The sequence below is a fragment of the Klebsiella sp. BDA134-6 genome, from assembly GCF_015601345.1.
GTDB classification, from domain to species: Bacteria; Pseudomonadota; Gammaproteobacteria; order Enterobacterales; family Enterobacteriaceae; genus Klebsiella; species Klebsiella grimontii.
The window spans coordinates 838,882-860,524 of the sequence record NZ_CP064784.1; the positions used below are offsets into that span (position 1 = coordinate 838,882).

At 51.8% G+C, this 21,643-nt stretch carries 20 protein-coding genes; 12 read left to right on the plus strand and 8 right to left on the minus strand.

The window, feature by feature from the left end; translation table 11 throughout:
* Window positions 1–1,281, plus strand: a complete 1,281-nt coding sequence (thrC, locus tag IYV58_RS03945) for a threonine synthase (RefSeq protein WP_195729434.1) — start codon at window positions 1–3, stop codon at window positions 1,279–1,281.
* 51 nt (window positions 1,282–1,332) lie between these two features.
* Here thrC and yaaA read toward each other — a convergent pair whose 3' ends face one another.
* Both yaaA and IYV58_RS03955 read right to left on the minus strand, forming a co-directional pair.
* Window positions 1,333–2,106 (minus strand): peroxide stress protein YaaA, encoded by a 774-nt coding sequence (yaaA, locus tag IYV58_RS03950; RefSeq protein WP_004128743.1) that lies wholly within the window; start codon window positions 2,104–2,106, stop codon window positions 1,333–1,335.
* Between the two features lie 77 nt (window positions 2,107–2,183).
* Entirely contained in the window at window positions 2,184–3,614 is a 1,431-nt protein-coding gene (locus IYV58_RS03955; RefSeq protein WP_004128745.1) for an alanine/glycine:cation symporter family protein, read from the minus strand.
* A 203-nt stretch (window positions 3,615–3,817) separates the two neighbouring features.
* Here IYV58_RS03955 and tal point away from each other — a divergent pair, with 203 nt between their 5' ends.
* The 3 genes from tal (at window position 3,818) to IYV58_RS03970 (ending at window position 6,889) form a co-directional block, all read left to right on the plus strand.
* On the plus strand, window positions 3,818–4,771 hold the full coding sequence (gene tal / locus IYV58_RS03960) for a transaldolase (protein ID WP_004098458.1): 954 nt from the start codon (window positions 3,818–3,820) through the stop codon (window positions 4,769–4,771).
* Window positions 4,772–4,870: 99 nt separating this feature from the next.
* Entirely contained in the window at window positions 4,871–5,458 is a 588-nt protein-coding gene (mog, locus tag IYV58_RS03965; RefSeq protein ID WP_004128747.1) for a molybdopterin adenylyltransferase, read from the plus strand.
* Window positions 5,459–5,578: 120 nt separating this feature from the next.
* Window positions 5,579–6,889, plus strand: coding sequence for an MFS transporter (locus IYV58_RS03970; protein WP_195729435.1), 1,311 nt, complete (start codon window positions 5,579–5,581; stop codon window positions 6,887–6,889).
* Between the two features lie 46 nt (window positions 6,890–6,935).
* Here IYV58_RS03970 and satP read toward each other — a convergent pair whose 3' ends face one another.
* The 3 genes from satP to IYV58_RS03985 all read right to left on the minus strand — a co-directional run bounded on the left by satP (window position 6,936) and on the right by IYV58_RS03985 (window position 8,772).
* On the minus strand, window positions 6,936–7,502 hold the full coding sequence (gene satP, locus IYV58_RS03975; RefSeq protein ID WP_004128752.1) for an acetate uptake transporter: 567 nt from the start codon (window positions 7,500–7,502) through the stop codon (window positions 6,936–6,938).
* Window positions 7,503–7,590: 88 nt separating this feature from the next.
* Entirely contained in the window at window positions 7,591–8,340 is a 750-nt protein-coding gene (gene msyB, locus IYV58_RS03980; RefSeq protein WP_049115934.1) for an acidic protein MsyB, read from the minus strand.
* 27 nt (window positions 8,341–8,367) lie between these two features.
* Window positions 8,368–8,772, minus strand: a complete 405-nt coding sequence (locus tag IYV58_RS03985) for a DUF2541 family protein (protein WP_004128755.1) — start codon at window positions 8,770–8,772, stop codon at window positions 8,368–8,370.
* 384 nt (window positions 8,773–9,156) lie between these two features.
* Between IYV58_RS03985 and dnaK the strand changes: the two genes are divergently transcribed.
* From dnaK to IYV58_RS04005, 4 genes are all read left to right on the plus strand, one after another.
* The gene (gene dnaK / locus IYV58_RS03990) at window positions 9,157–11,073 is read left to right on the plus strand and encodes a molecular chaperone DnaK (protein ID WP_004128758.1); all 1,917 of its coding nucleotides are present in this window, start codon (window positions 9,157–9,159) and stop codon (window positions 11,071–11,073) included.
* 87 nt (window positions 11,074–11,160) lie between these two features.
* Window positions 11,161–12,294 (plus strand): molecular chaperone DnaJ, encoded by a 1,134-nt coding sequence (dnaJ, locus tag IYV58_RS03995; RefSeq protein ID WP_004128760.1) that lies wholly within the window; start codon window positions 11,161–11,163, stop codon window positions 12,292–12,294.
* Between the two features lie 345 nt (window positions 12,295–12,639).
* On the plus strand, window positions 12,640–13,587 hold the full coding sequence (locus IYV58_RS04000) for a LysR family transcriptional regulator (protein WP_004128762.1): 948 nt from the start codon (window positions 12,640–12,642) through the stop codon (window positions 13,585–13,587).
* Between the two features lie 107 nt (window positions 13,588–13,694).
* Complete coding sequence (locus tag IYV58_RS04005) at window positions 13,695–14,042, plus strand: phage holin family protein (RefSeq protein WP_004128764.1); 348 nt, start codon at window positions 13,695–13,697, stop codon at window positions 14,040–14,042.
* A gap of 84 nt (window positions 14,043–14,126) precedes the next feature.
* On the opposite strand, the gene IYV58_RS04010 is transcribed toward IYV58_RS04005, so the two are convergent.
* Both IYV58_RS04010 and IYV58_RS04015 read right to left on the minus strand, forming a co-directional pair.
* Window positions 14,127–14,660, minus strand: a complete 534-nt coding sequence (locus IYV58_RS04010; protein ID WP_049115936.1) for a glycoside hydrolase family 108 protein — start codon at window positions 14,658–14,660, stop codon at window positions 14,127–14,129.
* Window positions 14,661–14,678: 18 nt separating this feature from the next.
* A complete protein-coding gene (locus IYV58_RS04015; RefSeq protein ID WP_032742243.1) occupies window positions 14,679–15,113 on the minus strand; it encodes a winged helix-turn-helix domain-containing protein in 435 nt (144 codons plus the stop codon).
* Window positions 15,114–15,494: 381 nt separating this feature from the next.
* On the opposite strand from IYV58_RS04015, the gene IYV58_RS04020 reads away from it, so the two are divergent.
* The 3 genes from IYV58_RS04020 to nhaR all read left to right on the plus strand — a co-directional run bounded on the left by IYV58_RS04020 (window position 15,495) and on the right by nhaR (window position 19,979).
* Complete coding sequence (locus tag IYV58_RS04020) at window positions 15,495–17,600, plus strand: glycoside hydrolase family 18 protein (protein WP_195729436.1); 2,106 nt, start codon at window positions 15,495–15,497, stop codon at window positions 17,598–17,600.
* A gap of 251 nt (window positions 17,601–17,851) precedes the next feature.
* Window positions 17,852–19,027 (plus strand): Na+/H+ antiporter NhaA, encoded by a 1,176-nt coding sequence (gene nhaA / locus IYV58_RS04025; protein ID WP_112167043.1) that lies wholly within the window; start codon window positions 17,852–17,854, stop codon window positions 19,025–19,027.
* 52 nt (window positions 19,028–19,079) lie between these two features.
* Window positions 19,080–19,979, plus strand: coding sequence for a transcriptional activator NhaR (gene nhaR, locus IYV58_RS04030; protein WP_004128775.1), 900 nt, complete (start codon window positions 19,080–19,082; stop codon window positions 19,977–19,979).
* A gap of 110 nt (window positions 19,980–20,089) precedes the next feature.
* Here nhaR and rpsT read toward each other — a convergent pair whose 3' ends face one another.
* Window positions 20,090–20,353, minus strand: a complete 264-nt coding sequence (gene rpsT, locus IYV58_RS04035; protein ID WP_003018940.1) for a 30S ribosomal protein S20 — start codon at window positions 20,351–20,353, stop codon at window positions 20,090–20,092.
* A gap of 330 nt (window positions 20,354–20,683) precedes the next feature.
* Here rpsT and ribF point away from each other — a divergent pair, with 330 nt between their 5' ends.
* Window positions 20,684–21,622: a bifunctional riboflavin kinase/FAD synthetase gene (gene ribF / locus IYV58_RS04040; RefSeq protein WP_195729437.1), complete on the plus strand. Its 939-nt coding sequence runs from the start codon at window positions 20,684–20,686 to the stop codon at window positions 21,620–21,622.
* Window positions 21,623–21,643: the final 21 nt, after the last annotated feature.

Genomic DNA, 21,643 nt, shown 5'->3' on the forward strand with positions numbered 1-21,643 from the left:
ATGAAACTCTATAACTTAAAAGATCATAACGAACAGGTCAGCTTTGCGCAGGCCGTCACTCAGGGGCTTGGCAAGCATCAGGGGCTGTTCTTTCCGCACGATCTGCCGGAATTCAGCCTGAGTGAAATCGACGAAATGCTGCAGCAGGACTTCGTGTCGCGTAGCGCGAAAATCCTGTCGGCATTTATCGGCGACGAGATCCCGCATGATGTTCTGCAAGAACGCATCGGCAACGCGTTCACCTTCCCGGCGCCGGTCAGCAAAGTGCAGGATGATGTCGGCTGCCTCGAGCTGTTCCACGGCCCGACTCTGGCGTTTAAGGACTTCGGCGGCCGCTTTATGGCGCAGATGCTGACCCATATCGCCGGCGACAAACCGGTCACTATTCTGACGGCCACCTCCGGCGACACCGGCGCGGCGGTTGCGCACGCGTTTTATGGCCTGCCAAACGTCAAAGTGGTCATTCTCTATCCGCGCGGCAAAATCAGCCCGCTGCAGGAAAAGCTGTTCTGTACCCTCGGTGGCAACATTGAAACTGTGGCAATCGACGGTGATTTTGATGCCTGCCAGGCGCTGGTTAAGCAGGCCTTTGATGATGAAGAGCTGAAGGCTGCTCTGGGTCTGAACTCGGCTAACTCAATCAATATCAGCCGTCTGCTGGCGCAGATTTGTTACTATTTTGAAGCCGTTGCTCAGCTGCCTCAGGAAGCCCGTAATCAGCTGGTTATCTCTGTACCCAGCGGTAACTTTGGCGATCTTACTGCCGGTCTGCTGGCCAAATCCCTGGGTCTGCCAATCAAACGCTTTATCGCGGCGACTAACGCCAATGACACCGTGCCGCGCTTCCTGCAGGACGGTAACTGGTCGCCGAAAGCGACTCAGGCCACGCTGTCCAACGCCATGGACGTCAGCCAGCCGAACAACTGGCCGCGCGTGGAAGAGCTATTCCGTCGTAAAATCTGGCGTCTGAATGAGCTGGGCTACGCGGCAGTGGATGATGAAACCACCAAAGAGACCATGCGTGAGCTGAAGGCCATCGGCTATACCTCAGAACCGCATGCGGCAATTGCCTATCGCGCGCTGCGCGACCAGCTGCAGCCGGGCGAGTACGGCCTGTTCCTCGGCACGGCGCATCCGGCGAAATTTAAAGAGAGCGTGGAAGAGATTCTGCAAGAGACGCTGCCGCCGCCAAAAGAGCTGGCCGATCGCGCAGACCTGCCGCTGCTGTCGCATAACCTGCCGGCCGATTTTGCCGCGCTGCGTAAGCTGATGATGAGTTAAATCCGAACTCACGCTCCCCTGCTGCGTTATCCGCGGCAGGGGAGTTTTCTTTTACTGCTCGTGGCGTTTAAAGACCAACTCCCCTTTGCCCGACGCGTCGGCGTCAAAGAAATAACCTTCGCTATCAAAGCGGGTCAGCTGCTCCGGCTTCGTTAAGCGATTCTCAATGATGTAACGACTCATCAAGCCGCGCGCTTTTTTAGCGTAGAAGCTGATCACTTTAAACTTGCCGTTTTTTTCATCGAGGAATACCGGCTTAATCAACTGGCCCTCAAGCCGTTTGGGTTTTACCGACCTGAAGTACTCATCAGAGGCCAGATTTACTACAATATCGTCGCCCTGGGCTTTCAGCGCCTGATTCAGCTTATCGGTAATCACGTCTCCCCAATAGTGATACAGATCTTTGCCTTTCGCGTTCTCAAGCTTAATCCCCATTTCCAGGCGGTAAGGTTGCATCAGATCCAGCGGGCGCAGAACGCCATACAGCCCGGAAAGCATTCGCAGATGCTGCTGGGCGAAATCGAAATCAGCCTCGCTAAAGGTTTCTGCCTGCAGGCCGGTATAGACATCCCCCTTAAACGCCAGAATCGCCTGTCGGGCGTTGTCCGGGGTGAAGTCTGGCTGCCAGTCGTGAAAACGGGTCGCGTTCAGGTCAGCCAGCTTGTCGCTGATGCCCATCAGTTTGCCAATCTGTGGCGCCGACAGCTGGCGGGCAATGCCGATAAGCTCCTGAGAGTGTTCCAGCAGTTCAGGTTGGGTATAACGCGTCGTTGCCAGCGGGCTTTGATAATCGAGCGTTTTTGCAGGTGAAATCAGTATGAGCATATCCAGTCCTTGCGGGAAATTTTTGACGACTTTAGCAAAAAAACGTCATGAGAGGATCGATAGCTGCGATTGCCGCGCTATTCGCGCGGCAGGTTGTCCCATGTTCCCGGTACCAGCTGCTGATGAATCTCAGGGTAGCGGGTAACGTCAAATTCCGGCCGCTGGCCCAGCTTCCGCTGCCGCAGATAATCGCTGGCAATAATGCGCACCGTTGGCGAGAGCAGCAGGATAGCCGTCAGGTTGGTTATCGCCATCAACGCCATGATGGTATCCGCCATCTGCCACACCACCGGTAGGCCGATCATCGCACCGGTAGCAACCATGCACAGCGTAAGCAGACGCAGCAGCCAGATATTACGGTCACTATCCATGCGGAGAAAAATGAGATTATTTTCGGCATAGATATAGTTTGCGACGATCGAGCTGAAGGCAAACAGTAGCACCATGATAGCGACAAAGCTGGAACCCCAGTCGCCGATGAGGTTGTTCATCGAGTGCTGAATAGCCTGAATGCCGTTCACCGCTTCTGCATTGCCGTCTCGCGGCGCCAGCATGATGATCACGGCGCTGGCGGTACAGATCACGATGGTGTCAATGAAAACGCCAATCATCTGTACGATCCCCTGCGCCGCTGGGTGAGGGGGCCAGGAGGCAGCGGCGGCGGCGGAATTAGGCGTTGACCCCATCCCCGCTTCATTGGAAAACATCCCGCGCTGAAAGCCGCTGGTTAGCGCCTGGCTGATGGTATAGCCGACTGCGCCCGCAGCGGCCTCTTGCCAGCCGAAAGCGCAGCGGAAGATAGTTTCAAAAATCGTTGGCAGGGAGGTGATATGCCACAGACCAATGACCAGACTGGTCGCCACCCATAGCAGGGCCATCACTGGCACGAGCCACTGCATCATTCGCGCTACGCCGCGAATACCGCGAATGATGATCAGCAGGGTCAGAACCGCCAGGACGCCGCCGGTAATCGCCTCAGGTAAATGAAACGCATACGCCATGGCATGGGCAACGGAGTTGGCCTGTACGGTATTAAAGATGACCCCGTAAGCCAGCAGTAGAAAAATGGAAAACAGCACGCCCATCCAGCGCATACCTAGTCCCCGGGCCATATACCAGGCGGGGCCGCCGCGAAACTGCCCGCGGGAGTCGCGCTCTTTATAAAGCTGGGCGAGAGAGCATTCGGCGAAGCTGCTGGCCATACCGAGCAGCGCCGAGATCCACATCCAAAATACGGCGCCGGGGCCGCCTGCGGCAATGGCCAGCGCAACGCCTGCCATATTGCCGCTGCCCACGCGCGCCGCCAGGCTCATACACAGCGCCTGAAAAGACGTTAAGCCGCCGGGCTGCGGCTGAAGGCTCTTTTTCAGACTTTTGCTGAACTGGCGGATATAACGGAACTGAATGAATTTTGTTCGCCAGGTAAACCAGACGCCGGCGCCCAGTAACAGATAAATCATTACCGAGCCCCAGAGTATTTCATTGATAAACGACAGAAAATCAGGCATCAAGCATCCTCTTGCCCATATCGGTGCGCAAGTGTAAGCGCTACCAATCCAGTGACAATCCTTTAGTGTTCAGGTAATTAATTGGCCCAGTTTATCACACTCTGCGCTCATGCATTGTAGGCGGTTGCGCTGCCCCGGCAGCGTGTTATCATCTTGGCAGACCGGTTACATCCCCTTAACTGCTGTTTAAGAGAAACACTATCATGACGGATAAATTGACCTCTCTGCGTCAGTACACCACTGTCGTAGCTGATACCGGAGATATCGCGGCAATGAAGCTGTATCAGCCTCAGGACGCCACGACTAACCCTTCTTTGATTCTCGGCGCGGCTCAGATCCCTGAGTACCGTAAGCTGATCGATGACGCTGTTGCCTGGGCTCGCGGCCAGAGCAGCGACCGCGCGCAGCAGATTATCGATGCTTCCGATAAGCTGGCGGTGAACATTGGTCTTGAAATCCTTAAGCTGATCCCTGGCCGTATTTCCACCGAAGTCGATGCTCGCCTGTCCTATGACACCGAGGCATCTATCGCCAAAGCTAAGCGCCTTATCAAGCTGTACAACGATGCCGGCATCGGCAACGATCGCATTCTGATCAAACTGGCTTCGACCTGGCAGGGCATCCGCGCCGCTGAGCAGCTGGAAAAAGAAGGCATCAACTGCAACCTGACGCTGCTGTTCTCCTTCGCTCAGGCACGTGCCTGTGCCGAAGCGGGCGTATTCCTGATTTCTCCGTTCGTTGGCCGTATCCTCGACTGGTACAAAGCCAATACCGATAAGAAAGAGTACGCGCCGGCAGAAGATCCGGGCGTGGTTTCGGTAAGCGAAATCTACGAATACTACAAACAGCACGGCTACGAGACGGTGGTTATGGGCGCAAGCTTCCGTAACCTCGGCGAGATCCTGGAGCTGGCTGGCTGTGACCGCCTGACTATCGCTCCGGCCCTGCTGAAAGAGCTGGCGGAAAGCGAAGGCGCTATCGAGCGTAAACTGGCCTTTAGCGGCGAAGTTAAAGCGCGTCCGGCTCGTATCACCGAATCCGAGTTCCTGTGGCAGCACAACCAGGATCCGATGGCGGTAGACAAACTGGCGGAAGGTATCCGCAAGTTTGCGATCGACCAGGAAAAACTGGAAAAAATGATCGGCGATCTGCTGTAATTCCGCATGTGGCCGACGCCCGTCGGCCACATTAAACTGTCTGCCTTGCTCCCCTCGGTGTATTATTCTGTTTATTAATACTGTTTGAACGGAATAATCATGAACACCTTACGAATCGGCTTAGTTTCCATTTCCGATCGCGCCTCCAGCGGCGTCTATCAGGATAAAGGCATCCCCGCGCTTGAAGCGTGGCTGGCCCGTGCGCTCTCCACGCCTTTCGAATTGCAGACCCGCTTGATCCCGGATGAACAGGTTATTATTGAGCAAACGCTGTGCGAACTGGTTGATGAAATGGGCTGCCATTTGGTGTTGACTACCGGCGGCACGGGCCCGGCCCGTCGTGACGTCACTCCAGATGCGACGTTGGCGATTGCCGATCGGGTTATGCCCGGCTTTGGCGAGCAAATGCGCCAGGTTAGCCTTCACTTCGTACCAACGGCCATTCTTTCTCGTCAGGTTGGCGTCATCCGCAAGCAGGCGCTAATCCTTAATCTGCCCGGGCAGCCAAAAGCTATCGAGGAAACGCTGGAAGGCGTGAAAGATGCGGAAGGCAACGTGCTGGTGCACGGGGTATTTGCAAGTGTACCGTATTGTGTACAGTTGCTTGAGGGGCCCTATGTCGAAACGAACTGCGATGTAGTAGCAGCTTTTCGCCCTAAAAGCGCCAGGCGTGAAACATTATCCTGAATTTCCCACATTCCTGATATAACCTGCATCTCCAGTGGTGTGTTGTTTTATTTACGATATAGTGTTTTTAACTTTACACATTGCGTAGAACATCTTCATACCTCTGGATGATTGCCCGTTATGCCACACTATACCCGACCTCTGAACCGACAGGATTATAAAACACTGACGCTGGCCGCCCTTGGCGGCGCGCTGGAGTTTTATGATTTCATCATCTTTGTCTTCTTCGCCGTCGTTGTCGGCGAGCTATTTTTCCCGGCGGATATCCCGGAGTGGCTGCGCCAGGTGCAGACCTTCGGCATATTTGCGGCGGGCTATTTAGCGCGTCCTCTTGGCGGCATCATTATGGCCCACTTTGGCGATCTGGTCGGGCGTAAGAAAATGTTTACCTTGAGCATTTTACTGATGGCGCTGCCTACGTTGGCGATTGGCCTGCTGCCCACCTACGCGTCGGTGGGCATCGTGGCGCCGCTTTTGCTGCTATTTATGCGTATTCTTCAGGGGGCGGCGATTGGCGGTGAAGTCCCCGGCGCCTGGGTTTTTGTGGCTGAGCATGTGCCGGAAAAAAGAATCGGTATCGCCTGCGGGACGCTGACTGCCGGCCTGACGGTTGGGATCCTGCTGGGATCGGTGGTGGCGACGCTGATTAATACCAACCTAACGCCGCAGGGTATCCATGATGGCGGCTGGCGTATTCCATTCCTGCTGGGCGGCGCGTTTGGGCTCGTTGCCATGTATCTGCGCCGTTGGCTCCAGGAGACGCCTGTTTTCCTCGAAATGCAGCAGCGCAAGGCGTTAGCGCAGGAGCTGCCGGTTAAGGCCGTCGCGCTGAAGCATCAGAAAGCGGTGGCGGTCTCAATGCTGCTAACCTGGCTTTTATCCGCTGGCGTGGTGGTGGTGATCCTGATGTCGCCGGTCTGGCTGCAAAAACACTACGGCTTTGCCCCCGCCATTACCCTGCAGGCGAACAGCATAGCCACCATCATGCTGTGCATTGGCTGCCTGCTGGCAGGCCTGGCCGCCGACCGTTTTGGCGCCAGCCGCACGTTTATTGTCGGCAGCGTATTCCTCGCGGCGGCAAGCTGGGCTTTCTACCATCTTTCCGGCGCTAGCCCGCAGCGTCTGTTTCTGCTCTACGGTACGGTGGGCCTGTGCGTCGGCGTGGTAGGGGCGGTTCCGTATGTGATGGTACGCGCGTTCCCGGCTGAAGTCCGTTTTACCGGTATTTCATTCTCTTATAACGTCTCTTACGCCATCTTTGGCGGCCTGACGCCGATTGCGGTGACCATGCTGATGGGCGTTTCGCCGATGGCGCCCGCGTGGTACGTGCTGGCGCTGTCGTTTATGGGGTTGGGGCTGGGGATTTGGCTACGCCAGGGACTGGATGAGCAGGTCGCTGCGCCGAAAGCTGAACTGCAGCGCCTGCCGTAAATCGATAGGGCTTACTTCGCCGCTCGCGGACGGGCGGCGAAGTTAATTAATGCTTTTCGCCAATTGGCAGAACGGTGCGGCCAAACTGCTCGTTCAGCACTTCACCCATCGCCAGATAGATGGCGCTGCCGCCGCAGACCAGACCGACCCAGCCTGCAATCTTTACAATGCCTTCGTTATCAGCCAGGTGGCCAATCGCCAGCAGCGCGAACAGCACGGTCAGACTGAGAAATACAAACTGCAGCATACGCGCGGCTTTCAGGGTGCCAAAGAACATAAACAAGGTAAAAACGCCCCACAATCCTAGGTACATTCCAAGGAAATGCGCGTTAGGCGCTTCTGCAAGCCCCATTTTCGGCATCAAAAGAATGGCAACCAGCGTCAGCCAAAAAGCGCCGTAAGACGTGAATGCGGTTAAACCAAAAGTGTTGCCTTTTTTAAATTCCAACAGGCCGGCAAAAATCTGCGCAATGCCGCCGTAAAAAATGCCCATCGCCAGGATAGCTACATCAAACGCGAACAGGCCGCTATTTGCCAGGTTAAGCAGAATAGTGGTCATGCCGAAGCCCATAAGGCCCAGCGGTGCCGGATTAGCCAACTTAGTGTTGCCCATAATTCCTCAAAATAATGATTAGAAAGGGAAGCATTCCCCGCCACTCAGCGGCGGGGCGCGGCATAATAATTAGGCGCTGCGTTACTGTCTATGATCTGGCGGGGTATTTTTCACCAATTTCATTTTTCACCTGATGAAGTCTGGTCATTTGCCTCAAACAGGCAATATGCAGTACGGCCGGAATGGTTACGCGATAAGCGCTGCCGCTCACGGCTTTGACGCCATTAAACGCGGCGCCGAGAGGGCCGCCAAGTCCGGCACCGCGCACCAAACCGTGGCCGATTACGCTAACGGCAGCGTGGGTGCGGAGGATCTTCGTCAGACGGGCTTCGAGAAGATGCGAGACGCCCTGCGCCAGCTTATTCGTCTGTAGCAGATAGGGAAGTATCTCTTTATGCTCGTTGACCCGACACTCAACGGCAATGAAAAAGTCAGCCTTCTGCCGATCGTCCATCTTCTTCCAGCTATGTTCCAGAAAGTGCTCCAGAAGATGCTGCTCGATTTCCGGCGTAGACATCTGTTTCTCTACTTTGATTTTTAGCCTCTTGCAGACGTCCAGCAAAATTTCCCGGTAGAACTTTCCGTGACGACGCAGCGTGTTGGCGATGCTGTCGCCGCCAAAGTGCTGGAGCTCGCCGGCAATAAGCTGCCAGTTGCGACGATAGCGTTCAGGGTGCCCGGCCATCGCCTGAAAATTTTCATTACGCAATAGCGAGCTTGAAAGGCGCGGCTTACCATTCTCATTGTGGGTCAGAATTCGGGTGAATGTTTCCAGATGCTCTTCGCTGCAGCGATGAAGAAAAGAGAGGTCTTCATCATCCAGATAATTAATTTTCATAAATCTCAGATAATGTGAACAGTGATATTAATCGTCGCCAATGATTTTTAGCGAAGCCATGTCAGAAGAGTTAATGGTGTGGCCGGAAAAAGCGATTTTTTTAACGCAGCGCTTGTTATCGTTATCGCTATTAATGTTAATCCAGTCGGTGGTTGCCCCTTCTTGGATGGTTGACGGCACGCTGATGTTCTGACTGGCGCTATTGCTGGCTTTAAAGTACAGCGTCGCGCCGGAAAGCTGGATATCGCCGCGATCGGCGGTGAGCTGGATACGCTTAATCACCCGGCAAACCGGCAGCTTCAGGGTGAGATCGTTAGTCTCATTTCGCGGCATGGCGACAACGCCTAAGATTTTATGATCGTTAGCGGATGCGGATGTTATTAACGCAGCGCTAAACAATAATCCTACTGGTATATGAATGAGTGATTTCATGAGGATTTCCTTATTATTTGTTCTGTTATCAGTGGAAAATATTTTATCACCAGAACTTTATTGTCTTTAGCTCGTAATCATTGCGGATTATGTCAATTATTATATGAATGAGTTTTAATTTAATTATTATTATTTATTATGTGTTGTGCGTTTTTAAACCCGCTTTTCGGCCTTCTTCTGATGCCCAGCCCCCCGCGACGGCAGGGGCAAGACAAAAAATTTTTGTCTTGCCCCTTGATGAAGTGGCGGGTGACCCCATCTTGTAGTCAACCGCAGTGAATGAACCTGAAAAAAAATGATGTCTGGGCAGTTGAAACCGCACGTTTCGCCCTTATTACAGGTTCACAACCACATGTTGACTGAATTTTTAGTGGAGACGTTTAGATGGGTAAAATTATTGGTATCGACCTGGGTACTACCAACTCTTGTGTAGCGATTATGGATGGCACTACTGCACGCGTGCTGGAGAACGCCGAAGGCGATCGCACCACGCCTTCTATCATTGCCTATACCCAGGATGGTGAAACTCTGGTTGGTCAGCCGGCTAAACGTCAGGCAGTGACAAACCCGCAAAACACCCTGTTTGCGATTAAACGCCTGATTGGCCGCCGCTTCCAGGACGAAGAAGTCCAGCGTGACGTTTCTATCATGCCGTACAAAATCGTTGCCGCAGACAATGGCGACGCATGGCTTGATGTGAAGGGCACCAAAACCGCACCGCCGCAGATCTCTGCTGAAGTGCTGAAGAAAATGAAGAAAACGGCTGAAGATTACCTGGGTGAGCCGGTAACTGAAGCGGTTATCACCGTACCTGCTTATTTTAACGATGCTCAGCGTCAGGCTACTAAAGACGCCGGCCGTATCGCAGGTCTGGAAGTCAAACGTATCATCAACGAACCGACCGCCGCCGCGCTGGCTTACGGTCTGGATAAAGAAGTCGGCAACCGCACCATCGCGGTATACGACCTCGGTGGTGGTACCTTCGATATCTCCATTATCGAAATCGACGAAGTTGACGGCGAAAAAACCTTTGAAGTTCTGGCGACCAACGGTGATACCCACCTGGGCGGTGAAGACTTCGATACTCGTCTGATCAACTACCTCGTTGACGAGTTTAAGAAAGATCAGGGCATTGACCTGCGTAACGACCCGCTGGCTATGCAGCGCCTGAAAGAAGCCGCTGAAAAAGCCAAAATTGAGCTGTCTTCCGCTCAGCAGACCGACGTGAACCTGCCGTATATCACCGCAGATGCCACCGGTCCTAAACACATGAACATCAAAGTGACCCGTGCGAAACTGGAAAGCCTGGTTGAAGATCTGGTTAACCGTTCTATCGAGCCGCTGAAAGTTGCTCTGCAGGATGCTGGCCTGTCCGTATCCGATATCCAGGACGTTATCCTGGTCGGTGGTCAGACTCGTATGCCTATGGTGCAGAAAAAAGTCGCTGAGTTCTTCGGTAAAGAACCGCGTAAAGACGTTAACCCGGACGAAGCCGTTGCCATTGGCGCAGCCGTACAGGGCGGTGTTCTGACCGGCGAAGTGAAAGACGTACTGCTGCTGGACGTTACCCCACTGTCTCTGGGTATCGAAACCATGGGCGGCGTGATGACTGCGTTGATCAATAAGAACACCACGATCCCGACCAAGCACAGCCAGGTGTTCTCTACCGCCGAAGATAACCAGTCCGCGGTAACCATCCATGTTATTCAGGGTGAGCGTAAACGCGCCTCTGATAACAAATCACTGGGTCAGTTTAACCTGGATGGTATCAACCCGGCACCGCGCGGTATGCCGCAGATCGAAGTGACCTTCGATATCGATGCTGACGGTATCCTGCACGTTTCCGCGAAAGACAAAAACAGCGGTAAAGAGCAGAAGATCACCATCAAAGCCTCTTCTGGTCTGAATGAAGAAGAGATTCAGAAAATGGTTCGCGATGCTGAAGCGAACGCAGAAGCTGACCGTAAGTTCGAAGAACTGGTGCAGACCCGCAACCAGGGTGACCACCTGCTGCACAGCACGCGTAAGCAGGTTGAAGAAGCAGGCGACAAGCTGCCGGCTGACGATAAAACCGCTATCGAGTCTGCGTTGACCGCGCTGGAAACTTCGCTGAAAGGTGAAGATAAAGCCGATATTGAAGCGAAAATGCAGGCGCTGGCTCAGGCTTCCCAGAAGCTAATGGAAATCGCGCAGCAGCAACACGCCCAGCAGCAGGCTGGCGGCGCTGACGCTTCCGAGAGCAACGCGAAGGACGACGATGTTGTTGACGCTGAGTTCGAAGAAGTGAAAGACAAAAAATAATCGCCCTTTGAACGGGTAAAACACTGGCACGGGCGAAGAGGTTTCCTCTCCGCCCGTGCACGCATGTTAAGGGGCTGAAAAACACCAATGGCAAAGCAAGACTATTACGAGATTTTAGGCGTTTCCAGATCGGCGGAAGAGCGTGAAATCAAAAAGGCGTATAAGCGCCTGGCCATGAAGTATCACCCGGACCGTAACCAGGGTGATAAAGAGGCTGAAGCTAAATTCAAAGAAATCAAAGAAGCGTATGAAGTCCTGACCGATGCCCAGAAGCGCGCCGCCTACGATCAGTACGGCCACGCCGCATTTGAGCAAGGCGGCATGGGCGGCGGCGGCGGTTTTGGCGGCGGCGCGGATTTCAGCGATATCTTTGGCGATGTTTTCGGCGATATCTTTGGCGGCGGTCGTGGTCGCCAGCGCGCAGCGCGCGGGGCAGACCTGCGCTACAACATGGAACTGACCTTAGAAGAGGCGGTTCGCGGAGTCACCAAAGAGATCCGTATCCCAACGCTCGAAGAGTGCGACGTTTGTCACGGCAGCGGCGCCAAAGCGGGGAGTCAGCCGCAGACTTGTCCTACCTGCCACGGTGCGGGTCAGGTACAGATGCGCCAGGGCTTCTTCGCCGTGCAGCAGACCTGTCCGCATTGTCAGGGGCGCGGTACGCTGATCAAAGATCCATGTAATAAATGTCATGGTCATGGTCGCGTAGAGAAAACCAAAACGCTGTCGGTTAAGATTCCGGCGGGCGTCGATACCGGTGACCGTATTCGTCTGGCTGGAGAAGGTGAAGCCGGCGAGCATGGCGCGCCAGCAGGCGATCTGTATGTTCAGGTTCAGGTTAAGCAGCACGCCATTTTCGAGCGTGAAGGCAACAACCTGTACTGTGAAGTACCGATTAACTTTACTATGGCCGCCCTTGGCGGCGAGATTGAGGTCCCGACGCTGGACGGTCGTGTGAACCTTAAGGTGCCTGGCGAGACGCAGACAGGGAAGCTGTTCCGGATGCGTGGCAAAGGCGTGAAGTCCGTGCGCGGTGGTGCGCAGGGCGATCTGCTGTGCCGCGTGGTCGTCGAAACACCGGTTGGTCTTAACGATAAACAAAAGCAGCTGCTGAAAGATCTTCAGGAAAGCTTTGGTGGGCCGACGGGTGAGAAGAATAGTCCACGCTCCAAAAGTTTCTTCGATGGTGTGAAGAAATTTTTCGATGATTTGACGCGTTAATCATCACTTTATATAAAAAAACCCGAAATTTATTTCGGGTTTTTTTATATCTTGCGCATTGGCAATAAAAAAGTGTCTCCTCTGTAATAAATATTCACCTTTGCGGTAATAATATTATTATTTGTTTATTATGGTAATATTATTTGTCTGAAACATAGTTAATTTTATTGTGCCTGCATAAATACCCATCTAAAGATGTATGAAAAATGAGCAGTGCAGTGCGCAAAAATATCATTTTTACATATGATTTTTTTTGATACTAATAATGTACATTTTGAATGAATATGATATGCATGGCTTAAATAATTATTTATATTGTATTTATTTATTCCAGGGTGGTGGCACGTGAACGCAAGAAATCTTAAAAAAGATTTTGATTATAATCTGGTGAAAGTACTGGATGCCGTTATATCGGCAGGAAATGTGACAAAAGCATCAAAAAGATTATCCGTAACACCGGCGGCTGTTTCCATTGCGCTAACCAGACTGCAGCTTTTTTATAATGAGGAACTTTTTGTCAGGGGCAAAAACGGGCTGATCCCGACGGTGAAAGCGCTGGAAGTGCACCAGAGTTTTCGTCAGGTCATCGACCTCGTCAGGATGGCATTAACCCCAGAGCGTAAGCATCAGGAGGAGAACCGAATCACTATTCTTGGCGGTGACATTACCGAAAACTATTATCTTTCACAGCTTTACGATGAAAAAGTATTCGATCGCTATCTGTTCGGGCATTTTTCTAACCGAAACAGAGATAATGAGGAGATGAAAAGCTTACTCATCTCCGGCGATTGCGATCTCGCGATAAGTACTGAAGCGATCAACAATGAGGCGTTTGAGAGTCGCTTTATTGATAGCTTTAAAGATTTTTGTTGTATCTGTAGTGAAGATAGTTTGTTGAGCGAACTGTCACAGCTATCCTTGCATAATTTTTTTTCTTCCCGTCATGCCGTCTATCAAACCAGCTTATTCTCCCCAATGATGATTAATGACGAAAACTTATATGACAGCGAGATCGCTTATCAGGGCCACAGGCTGAAAGGGTATAAGAGTGATTCGATCACCGGTATCATCAGTATTGTGGAGCGCACCTCGCTGATAGCGTTAATGCCAGTTAAGCTTGCAATATTTTATAAAAATAACCGCAATTATAATATTAATATTATCCAACCGCCTGGCGAGATGACGTTTAAACCCATTAATATCTATGCTTACTGGCATAAAAAGAATCGTAAGAGTCAGAATATTGAAGAAGTGGTGACAATGCTGCATACGCTCTCGGCATTTCGCCGTTGAAAAGGGCAGTAGTGGCCGTCAAAGGACGCTTAATGATTATTTTTGATTCTGTACTTTGTTTAAACAGAGGTAGATTCAGAGTGTGTCATAATCATAAGGAGTCGTATATGTCAGTTCCCGCTCAGATTGAAACGCCGAAGGCGATGCTGCTTGAAATGGAAATTCTTTTTACCGTCATCGCAACCGGTGCATGGGGTGGTTTCGTCAGCTATTTGATGAAATCAAATGCCCGTAAAGCCAACCATTTGCACAAAGGTATTATCAGTTGCCTGGCGCAAATTGTTATTTCCTGTTTTACCAGCTTTCTGGTTAGCGCTGTCGCCATTGAAAAAGGCTTAAGCCTTAATATGATTTTACTTTTTTCCGGTATCGGAGGGGTATTCGCTGTACCTATATTAAAAATCGTGGGGACAAAAGTCCGGCAGATATTAAATAGTAATGATTTATTTAAATAATATCGTACAAATGAACAAGGCTCATATGAGCCTTGTTCGTTTACTGGTGGCTGCAACGTTTTGTTAGCTGCCAGTAGGACGAAGTTATGTAACTCGATTTTTTAGCCAGCCATAGATAAACTCTTCATTTGCAGGTCGGCTCTCCGTAATACTGAGATAATAAGCGCCCTGGCTACAGTTAAGGGCCTTCAGAAGAACCTCTTCACCCTCTTTGCCTCGTATATCGAGGAAAGTGCTCAGCATCTCCAGGGTCCTTTTCCCAATAATCCCATCGGCTTTAATATCCTGATAAAAACGCTGTTCTCGGTTTAATGCGTTCAGCCAGCGCTGTAGCCAGGTGCAGGGAAAATGCGGGCCGATATTTACCGCGGCATCGCATAATTCAAACGACACGGCCCATGAGATCCGGGAAATTTTCTCAAATCCGGGTTTGATCCAGTACATATTTTCAAGAATGCCATACGCCTCAACTCGCGTTAGCTCTTTCATATCGCCTACGTAATCGTTTGCGCGGGCGGCCGCTTCAGTGATCCCCCAGTGGGTTTCCCCGCCAAGGTCTTTTGGATGATTAACGTAGTCACCCTCGAGGTTGAGAATGCCGTCAAGAATAGGGTTCATCTGTATCTCCTTAATAAGTCAGAAAAAGGGGCGTTTTTGTCCGCGAGGGAACAAGAGGGCCAGGATTTTTTTGCAAAAGAGCATGATGGTCAATGCTGGTTTTGTGCTGGTCTCTGAATCTGCCGCTGCAATGGAGATTTGATCGTTAACCTGGATGCCCTTGCGAGGGATGGTAATCAACAGATCATTGATACCGAAAGTTTTGAGGTCTTTGCGAATGAGATAGAGGATCTGCGTCAGGTTGGCATCATTAACATAATTTCCCCGGCTTCCCCACAGCGCCGTAGTCAGTTCCTGTCTGCCTATTACCTCCTCCTGTGCATGTTCAATAATGAAGCTTAAACATCTGGCACGCATTGCGGTCATTCTGATGACTAATGAGTTAGAGACATTTCTTAATTCATATTTCCGTTCATTGAAAATGCAATCGTCATTGATGATGTATGTTTTCACAATCATGTCCTTTTATCCGAGTGTGCGAGAGCGGTTAGAATATTAATAATCAGTTTTTTCTTATTCCATATTTCATTTTTAATATTCGTCTTTTTCCTTGCAGCTTTATTGGTTGCATCACAGCTTTTAAGCATTTTTAAATTCTATTTAACTGCCTTTTTAATATTCTTTAAGAAAAAATGGTATGTTTAAGATATTCATGTTTTTTTAACCTAATGCGCGATATGTTTATTTTGATGTGAGTGATTGTTACCAGGTAGGCATAATTTAAAAATCAATTTCTCATGTGAGGTTTAGTGATTAGCTATGCCATCGATGAAAATGGATTATCTGTCTCGCAGAACGAACTGCTAATTTATTTACATTGAAAAGGAATATATCATGGCTACCAGCAAATTAATTAAGGGTGATACTCTGACTGAAACCAGTAATGCAGCAGATAGTTTTTATCCTGCTACTGAAGACAGCAAGTATAGCTATACGTCTGCCCGCGTGGCGCAACCGGTATATAACGTCTATAAAGCCGAAGCCGCTAAACCGAAAGTGTTTGGTTACTATACAGACTGGTCACAATATGATGGTCGCCTCCAGGGACAGGACACCCCGAATAACCGCGGTCGGGGTTACGACCTGGCGAGCGTTGATCCGCTGGCTTACGACAAAATTATTTTTGGCTTTATTGGTATTGTTGGTGATAAAGGTGAGAAGCAATACACCATCGAAACCGCGGCGGCGCAGACCGGTAAAACCACTCATGAGCCGACTTTCCTCGATCCGTGGGGCGATTTCCAGTCTTATGTGAACTGCAACCAGTCTACCAGCGGCTGGGATGTCGACCCAATGACCGTCACCGAACAAACTACTCACGGTATTTTAGGCGGTTTGCGCGATCTGCAGGCGAAAGCAAAACAACTGGGGCATACGCTGGCGCTGTCTATGAGCATCGGCGGCTGGTCCATGAGTAACGCTTTCCATGAAATGGCGAAAACCGATGCGGCGCGTAAAACGTTTGCTGCTGGGGTGGTAAAACTGTTCAAACAGTTCCCGATGTTCAGCGAAGTGGATATTGACTGGGAATACCCGAACAATGCGGGCAATAACAACCCATTCGGTCCGGAAGATGGCGATAACTATGCGCTGCTTATCAAAGAGCTGAAAAAACAGCTGGATGCAGCTGGCCGCAGCGACGTTAAAATTTCTATCGCCAGCTCCGCCGTCGTTCAGACGCTGGGTTATTCCAACGTGAAAGCGCTGCTGGAAGCTGGTCTATATGGCATCAATGTGATGACCTATGACTTCTTCGGCACCCCATGGGCGGAAACGGTGACTCATCACACCAACCTCTCTCCGCTGACCGCGGGCGGGTGGAGCGTTGAAACGGTTGTTGATTATCTGATCGGCGAAGGCTTCCCGGCTGACCGCATCAACGTAGGCTACGCTGGCTATACCCGCAACGGCCGTAACGTCGAGATTGAGAGCTTCTCTCCGCTGAAAGGCACCTACAAACCAGGCGAAGGTACCACTACCGGCTCGTTTGAATCCGGTTGCACCGAATGGTACGACACCATTTATAACTATCTGGATCTGGAAAATCAGAAAGGACGCAACGGCTTCAACGTCTATACCGATAAAGTCGCGAATGCTGATTATCTCTATAACCCGCAGTCAAAACTGTTCATGTCGCTGGATACGCCGCGTACCGTGAAAGCTAAAGGGGAATATGCAGCGAAACGGGGGTTGGGCGGCCTGTTTACCTGGACTATCGACCAGGATAACGGCGTGCTAGTAAATGCGGCGCGTGAAGGTCTGGGTTACCAGATGAGTAAAGAAGTCATCGATATGGAGCCGTTCTACTTTGAAGGTATCAACGTCGATCCGGCTGATAACGATGACGATAGCGATAAGGTCAACCATGCGCCAAAAGCAGCGATTGAACTGCTCGTTGTTGGCGGCTCCCGCGTGCAGCTGTCAGGCGCAGGCTCCACGGATGAAGACCATGATGCGCTGAGCTTCAGCTGGGGCGTACCGGTAGCGATTGACGTCGCTGATAAAACGGCACAAGTGATTGAGTTTGTGACGCCTGTAGTGACAGTAGCCACCGACTTCCAGTTCACCCTGTTTGTCCGTGACGTTCACAATGAGCCGTCCACTCAGCAGCGCTTTGTACTGATGGTCGTACCTGCGGCAAGCAGCGTTGATCCGGAACCGACTCCTGAGCCGACTCCGGAACCGACTCCTGAGCCGACCCCGGAACCGACTCCTGAGCCAACCCCGGAACCGACTCCTGAGCCAACCCCGGAACCTGATGACTCCACGACGCCGTACCCGCTGTGGGATGCGAATACCGTCTATGGCGCAAACTGGGGCACTTTCGAGATCGTGAGCTGGAAAGGCCACAACTACCAGGTGAACTGGTGGTCCCAGGGCAATCAGCCGGATCTGAACTGCGGCGCGGGTAAGACCTGGACCGACCTCGGCGCGTATTAATCTCTTTAACGTCAATATCAGCAGACCCCGGATTTTCCGGGGTCTTTATTAGTTTCCGGGTGTACAAAATGGAACTCTATCCATAATTAAGTTTTTCCAGGACGCGATGACAGCAGGTAAGCCCGATATGTCTCGGGTTTTTTTGATTCGTAAAAACCGATCTATTTATCATGTATAATCTAATTTTAACGATGATTCAGGCGGAGTAGGATAGTAATTACGAAGTATTACCCATAAAGAGATTATAAAAAGTGAAACATCTGCATCGTTTTTTTACTAGTGATGCCTCCGGAGGCATCATTCTTATCATCGCCGCGGCGCTGGCTATGCTAATGGCCAACGTCGGCCTGACTAGCGGTTGGTATCGCGCTTTTCTTGAGACGCCGGTTCAGCTGAAGGTCGGCGCGCTTGAGATCAACAAGAACATGCTGTTGTGGATTAACGACGCGCTGATGGCGGTATTTTTCCTGCTTATCGGCCTTGAAGTGAAGCGTGAAATGAATCAGGGAGCATTAGCCAGCCGTCGCCAGGCGGTATTTCCGGTCGTCGCAGCGTTGGGCGGAATGGTGGTTCCGGCGCTGGTCTACCTGGCGTTTAACGGCCAGGATTCGATTGCCAGAGAAGGGTGGGCGATTCCGGCAGCCACCGATATTGCCTTCGCGCTGGGCGTACTGGCGTTGCTGGGGAATAGGGTTCCCGCTGCGCTGAAGATTTTCCTGATGGCGCTGGCCATTATTGACGATCTGGGCGCAATTATTATTATTGCGTTGTTCTATACACACGACCTTTCTGTCGTGTCATTGGTTGTCGCCGCTGGAGCCATTGTTGTGCTGACGGCATTAAATCTGTGCGGCGTACGGCGTACCGGGATCTATATCCTGGTGGGCGCCATACTCTGGACCGCGGTTCTTAAGTCGGGGGTGCACGCCACGCTGGCTGGGGTTATTGTCGGCTTTATGATCCCACTAAAAGAGCAGAACGGTAAATCGCCGGCGAAGCAGCTTGAGCACGTGCTGCATCCGTGGGTGGCATTCCTGATCCTGCCGCTGTTCGCCTTCGCTAACGCGGGCGTTTCTTTGCAAGGGGTCACGGTAGAAGGGCTGACCTCACTGCTGCCGTTGGGTATCATTGCCGGGCTGTTTATCGGTAAGCCGTTGGGTATTAGCGTATTCTGCTGGCTGGCGCTGAAGCTGAAATGGGCCTCGTTACCCGAAGGGACCACCTGTAGGCAAATTATGGCGGTGGGCATCCTGTGTGGGATTGGCTTCACAATGTCGATTTTTATTGCCACCCTGGCCTTCGGCAGCGTCGACCCCGGATTGATCAACTGGGCCAAGCTTGGCATCCTGATTGGATCGATACTATCGGCCGTCACGGGATACATCATATTGCGTAAGCGCGTAACGGATTCGGGCTACGCGGCTTAACATCTCACGGGGAGCCGGCTACGGCTCTCCTGACATTATCAGGGAGAGAAGCATGTCGCACATCAACTACAATCACCTGTACTACTTCTGGCACGTCTACAAAGAAGGCTCCGTTGTCGGTGCCGCTGAAGCGCTGTTCCTGACGCCGCAGACCATTACCGGGCAAATTAAGGCCCTGGAAGAACGCCTGCAAGGGAAATTGTTTAAGCGCAAAGGAAGAGGGCTGGAGCCTAGCGAATTAGGTGAACTGGTATTCCGCTATGCGGATCGCATGTTTACGCTAAGCCAGGAAATGCTCGATATCGTTAACTATCGTAAAGAGTCGAATCTGCTGTTTGATGTTGGCGTCGCGGACGCGCTGTCGAAACGGTTGGTTAGCGGCGTACTGGATGCCGCCGTCGTCGATAACGAACAGATCCATTTACGCTGTTTCGAGTCGACCCATGAAATGCTGCTTGAGCAGCTAAGCCAGCATAAGCTCGATATGATCATCTCCGACTGTCCCATCGATTCCACCCAGCAGGAAGGGCTATTTTCGGTAAAAATTGGCGAGTGTAGTGTGAGCTTCTGGTGCATGAATCCGCCGCCGGAAAGACCGTTCCCCGGCTGTCTGGAAGAACGTCGGCTGCTGATCCCCGGCCGTCGTTCCATGCTAGGGCGCAAGCTGCTCAACTGGTTTAATTCGCAGGGGCTACAGGTGGAAATTCTGGGCGAGTTCGACGATGCGGCGTTGATGAAGGCCTTCGGCGCGGCGCACAATGCGATATTCGTTGCGCCGACGCTGTATGCGCATGATTTTTATAGCGATGAATCGATAGTTGAGATCGGGCGCATGGACAACGTTATGGAGGAGTATCACGCCATCTTTGCGGAACGAATGATCCAGCATCCGGCGGTGCAGCGGATTTGTAACCGTGACTATTCGGCGCTTTTTACGCCGCCTCAGGCATAGGGCTGCATGAGGAAAATGCCGAGGCCGGGTTCAGGCTCCAGCGTAATAAATGGCAGACATAAAAAAACCCGCTTTCGCGGGTTTTTTTCAAAGCGACAACGCGCGGGCGATTAAGCCAGTTTGTTGATCTGAGCGGTCAGGTTTGCTTTATGACGCGCAGCTTTGTTTTTGTGGATCAGACCTTTAGCAGCCTGACGGTCCACGATTGGTTGCATTTCGTTAAATGCTTTCAGTGCAGTAGCTTTGTCGCCAGCTTCGATAGCTGCGTATACTTTCTTGATGAAAGTACGCATCATAGAGCGACGGCTAGCGTTGTGCTTGCGGGCCTTTTCAGACTGAACGGCGCGCTTCTTAGCTGATTTGATATTAGCCAAGGTCCAACTCCCAAATGTGTTCTATATGGACAATTCAAAGGCCGAGGAGAATGCCCGTTTAGCCTTCTTTTGTCAATGGATTTGTGCAAATAAGCGTCGTTCAAACTAACAACGCTTCATTACGTAGTGATGGCGCAAGATTCTACCAGCTTGTTGCTGGCGAATACAGCCTTTCGACCATAAAAATCGACGACGCCGGAGAGATTTTCCCGCAATCTCGCGCTGAGTGAATGAATTACCGGGATCTTTCAGTGAAGAGGTGCAATCGCTGGTTAACGTCGCCAGTTGTACAAGGTATACTCGGACGATTTTCACTGTTTTGAGCCAGACATGAAGCTGATACGCGGCATACATAATCTCAGTCAGGCCCCGCACGGGTGCGTGCTGACCATTGGAAATTTTGACGGCGTGCATCGCGGGCACCAGGCATTATTGCAGCGTTTGCGCGCAGAAGGCCGCCAGCGTGGCTTACCGGTGGTGGTGATGATTTTTGAACCGCAGCCGCTTGAGCTTTTTGCCGCCGATAAAGCGCCAGCGCGATTAACGCGCCTGCGTGAGAAGCTGAACTATCTGGCCGAAAGCGGCGTCGATTACGTCCTGTGCGTGCGCTTCGATCGGCGCTTTGCCGCATTGACCGCCCAGGACTTTATCAGCGAACTGCTGGTCCGCCAACTGGGTGTCCAGTTCCTCGCCGTTGGCGATGATTTCCGCTTTGGCGCGGGTCGCCAGGGGGATTTTTTGTTATTACAAAAAGCCGGCGTGGAGTATGGCTTTGACGTCACCAGCACCCAAACCTTCTGTGAAGGCGGTGTGCGCATCAGCAGCACGGCGGTGCGCCAGGCGCTGGCTGACGACGATCTGCCTCTCGCGGAGACGCTGCTGGGGCATCCGTTTACCATCTCCGGGCGCGTAGTGCACGGCGATGAGCTCGGGCGCACAATAGGCTTCCCGACGGCGAATTTACCGCTGCGCCGTCAGGTTTCCCCGGTAAAAGGGGTCTATGCGGTAGAAGTGACAGGGCTTGGCGACAAACCGTTTATGGGGGTCGCCAACATTGGTACTCGTCCAACGGTATCCGGCGTGCGTCAGCAGCTGGAAGTTCATCTCCTGGATGTTGTAATGGACCTCTACGGTCGCCATATAGATGTAATACTGCGTAAAAAAATACGTAACGAGCAGCGATTTGCGTCGCTTGATGAACTAAAAACGCAAATCGCACGTGATGAGTTAACGGCCCGCGACATCTTTGGGCTAACCGGACAGGCATAACCCTGACGGTGTTTATCAAAC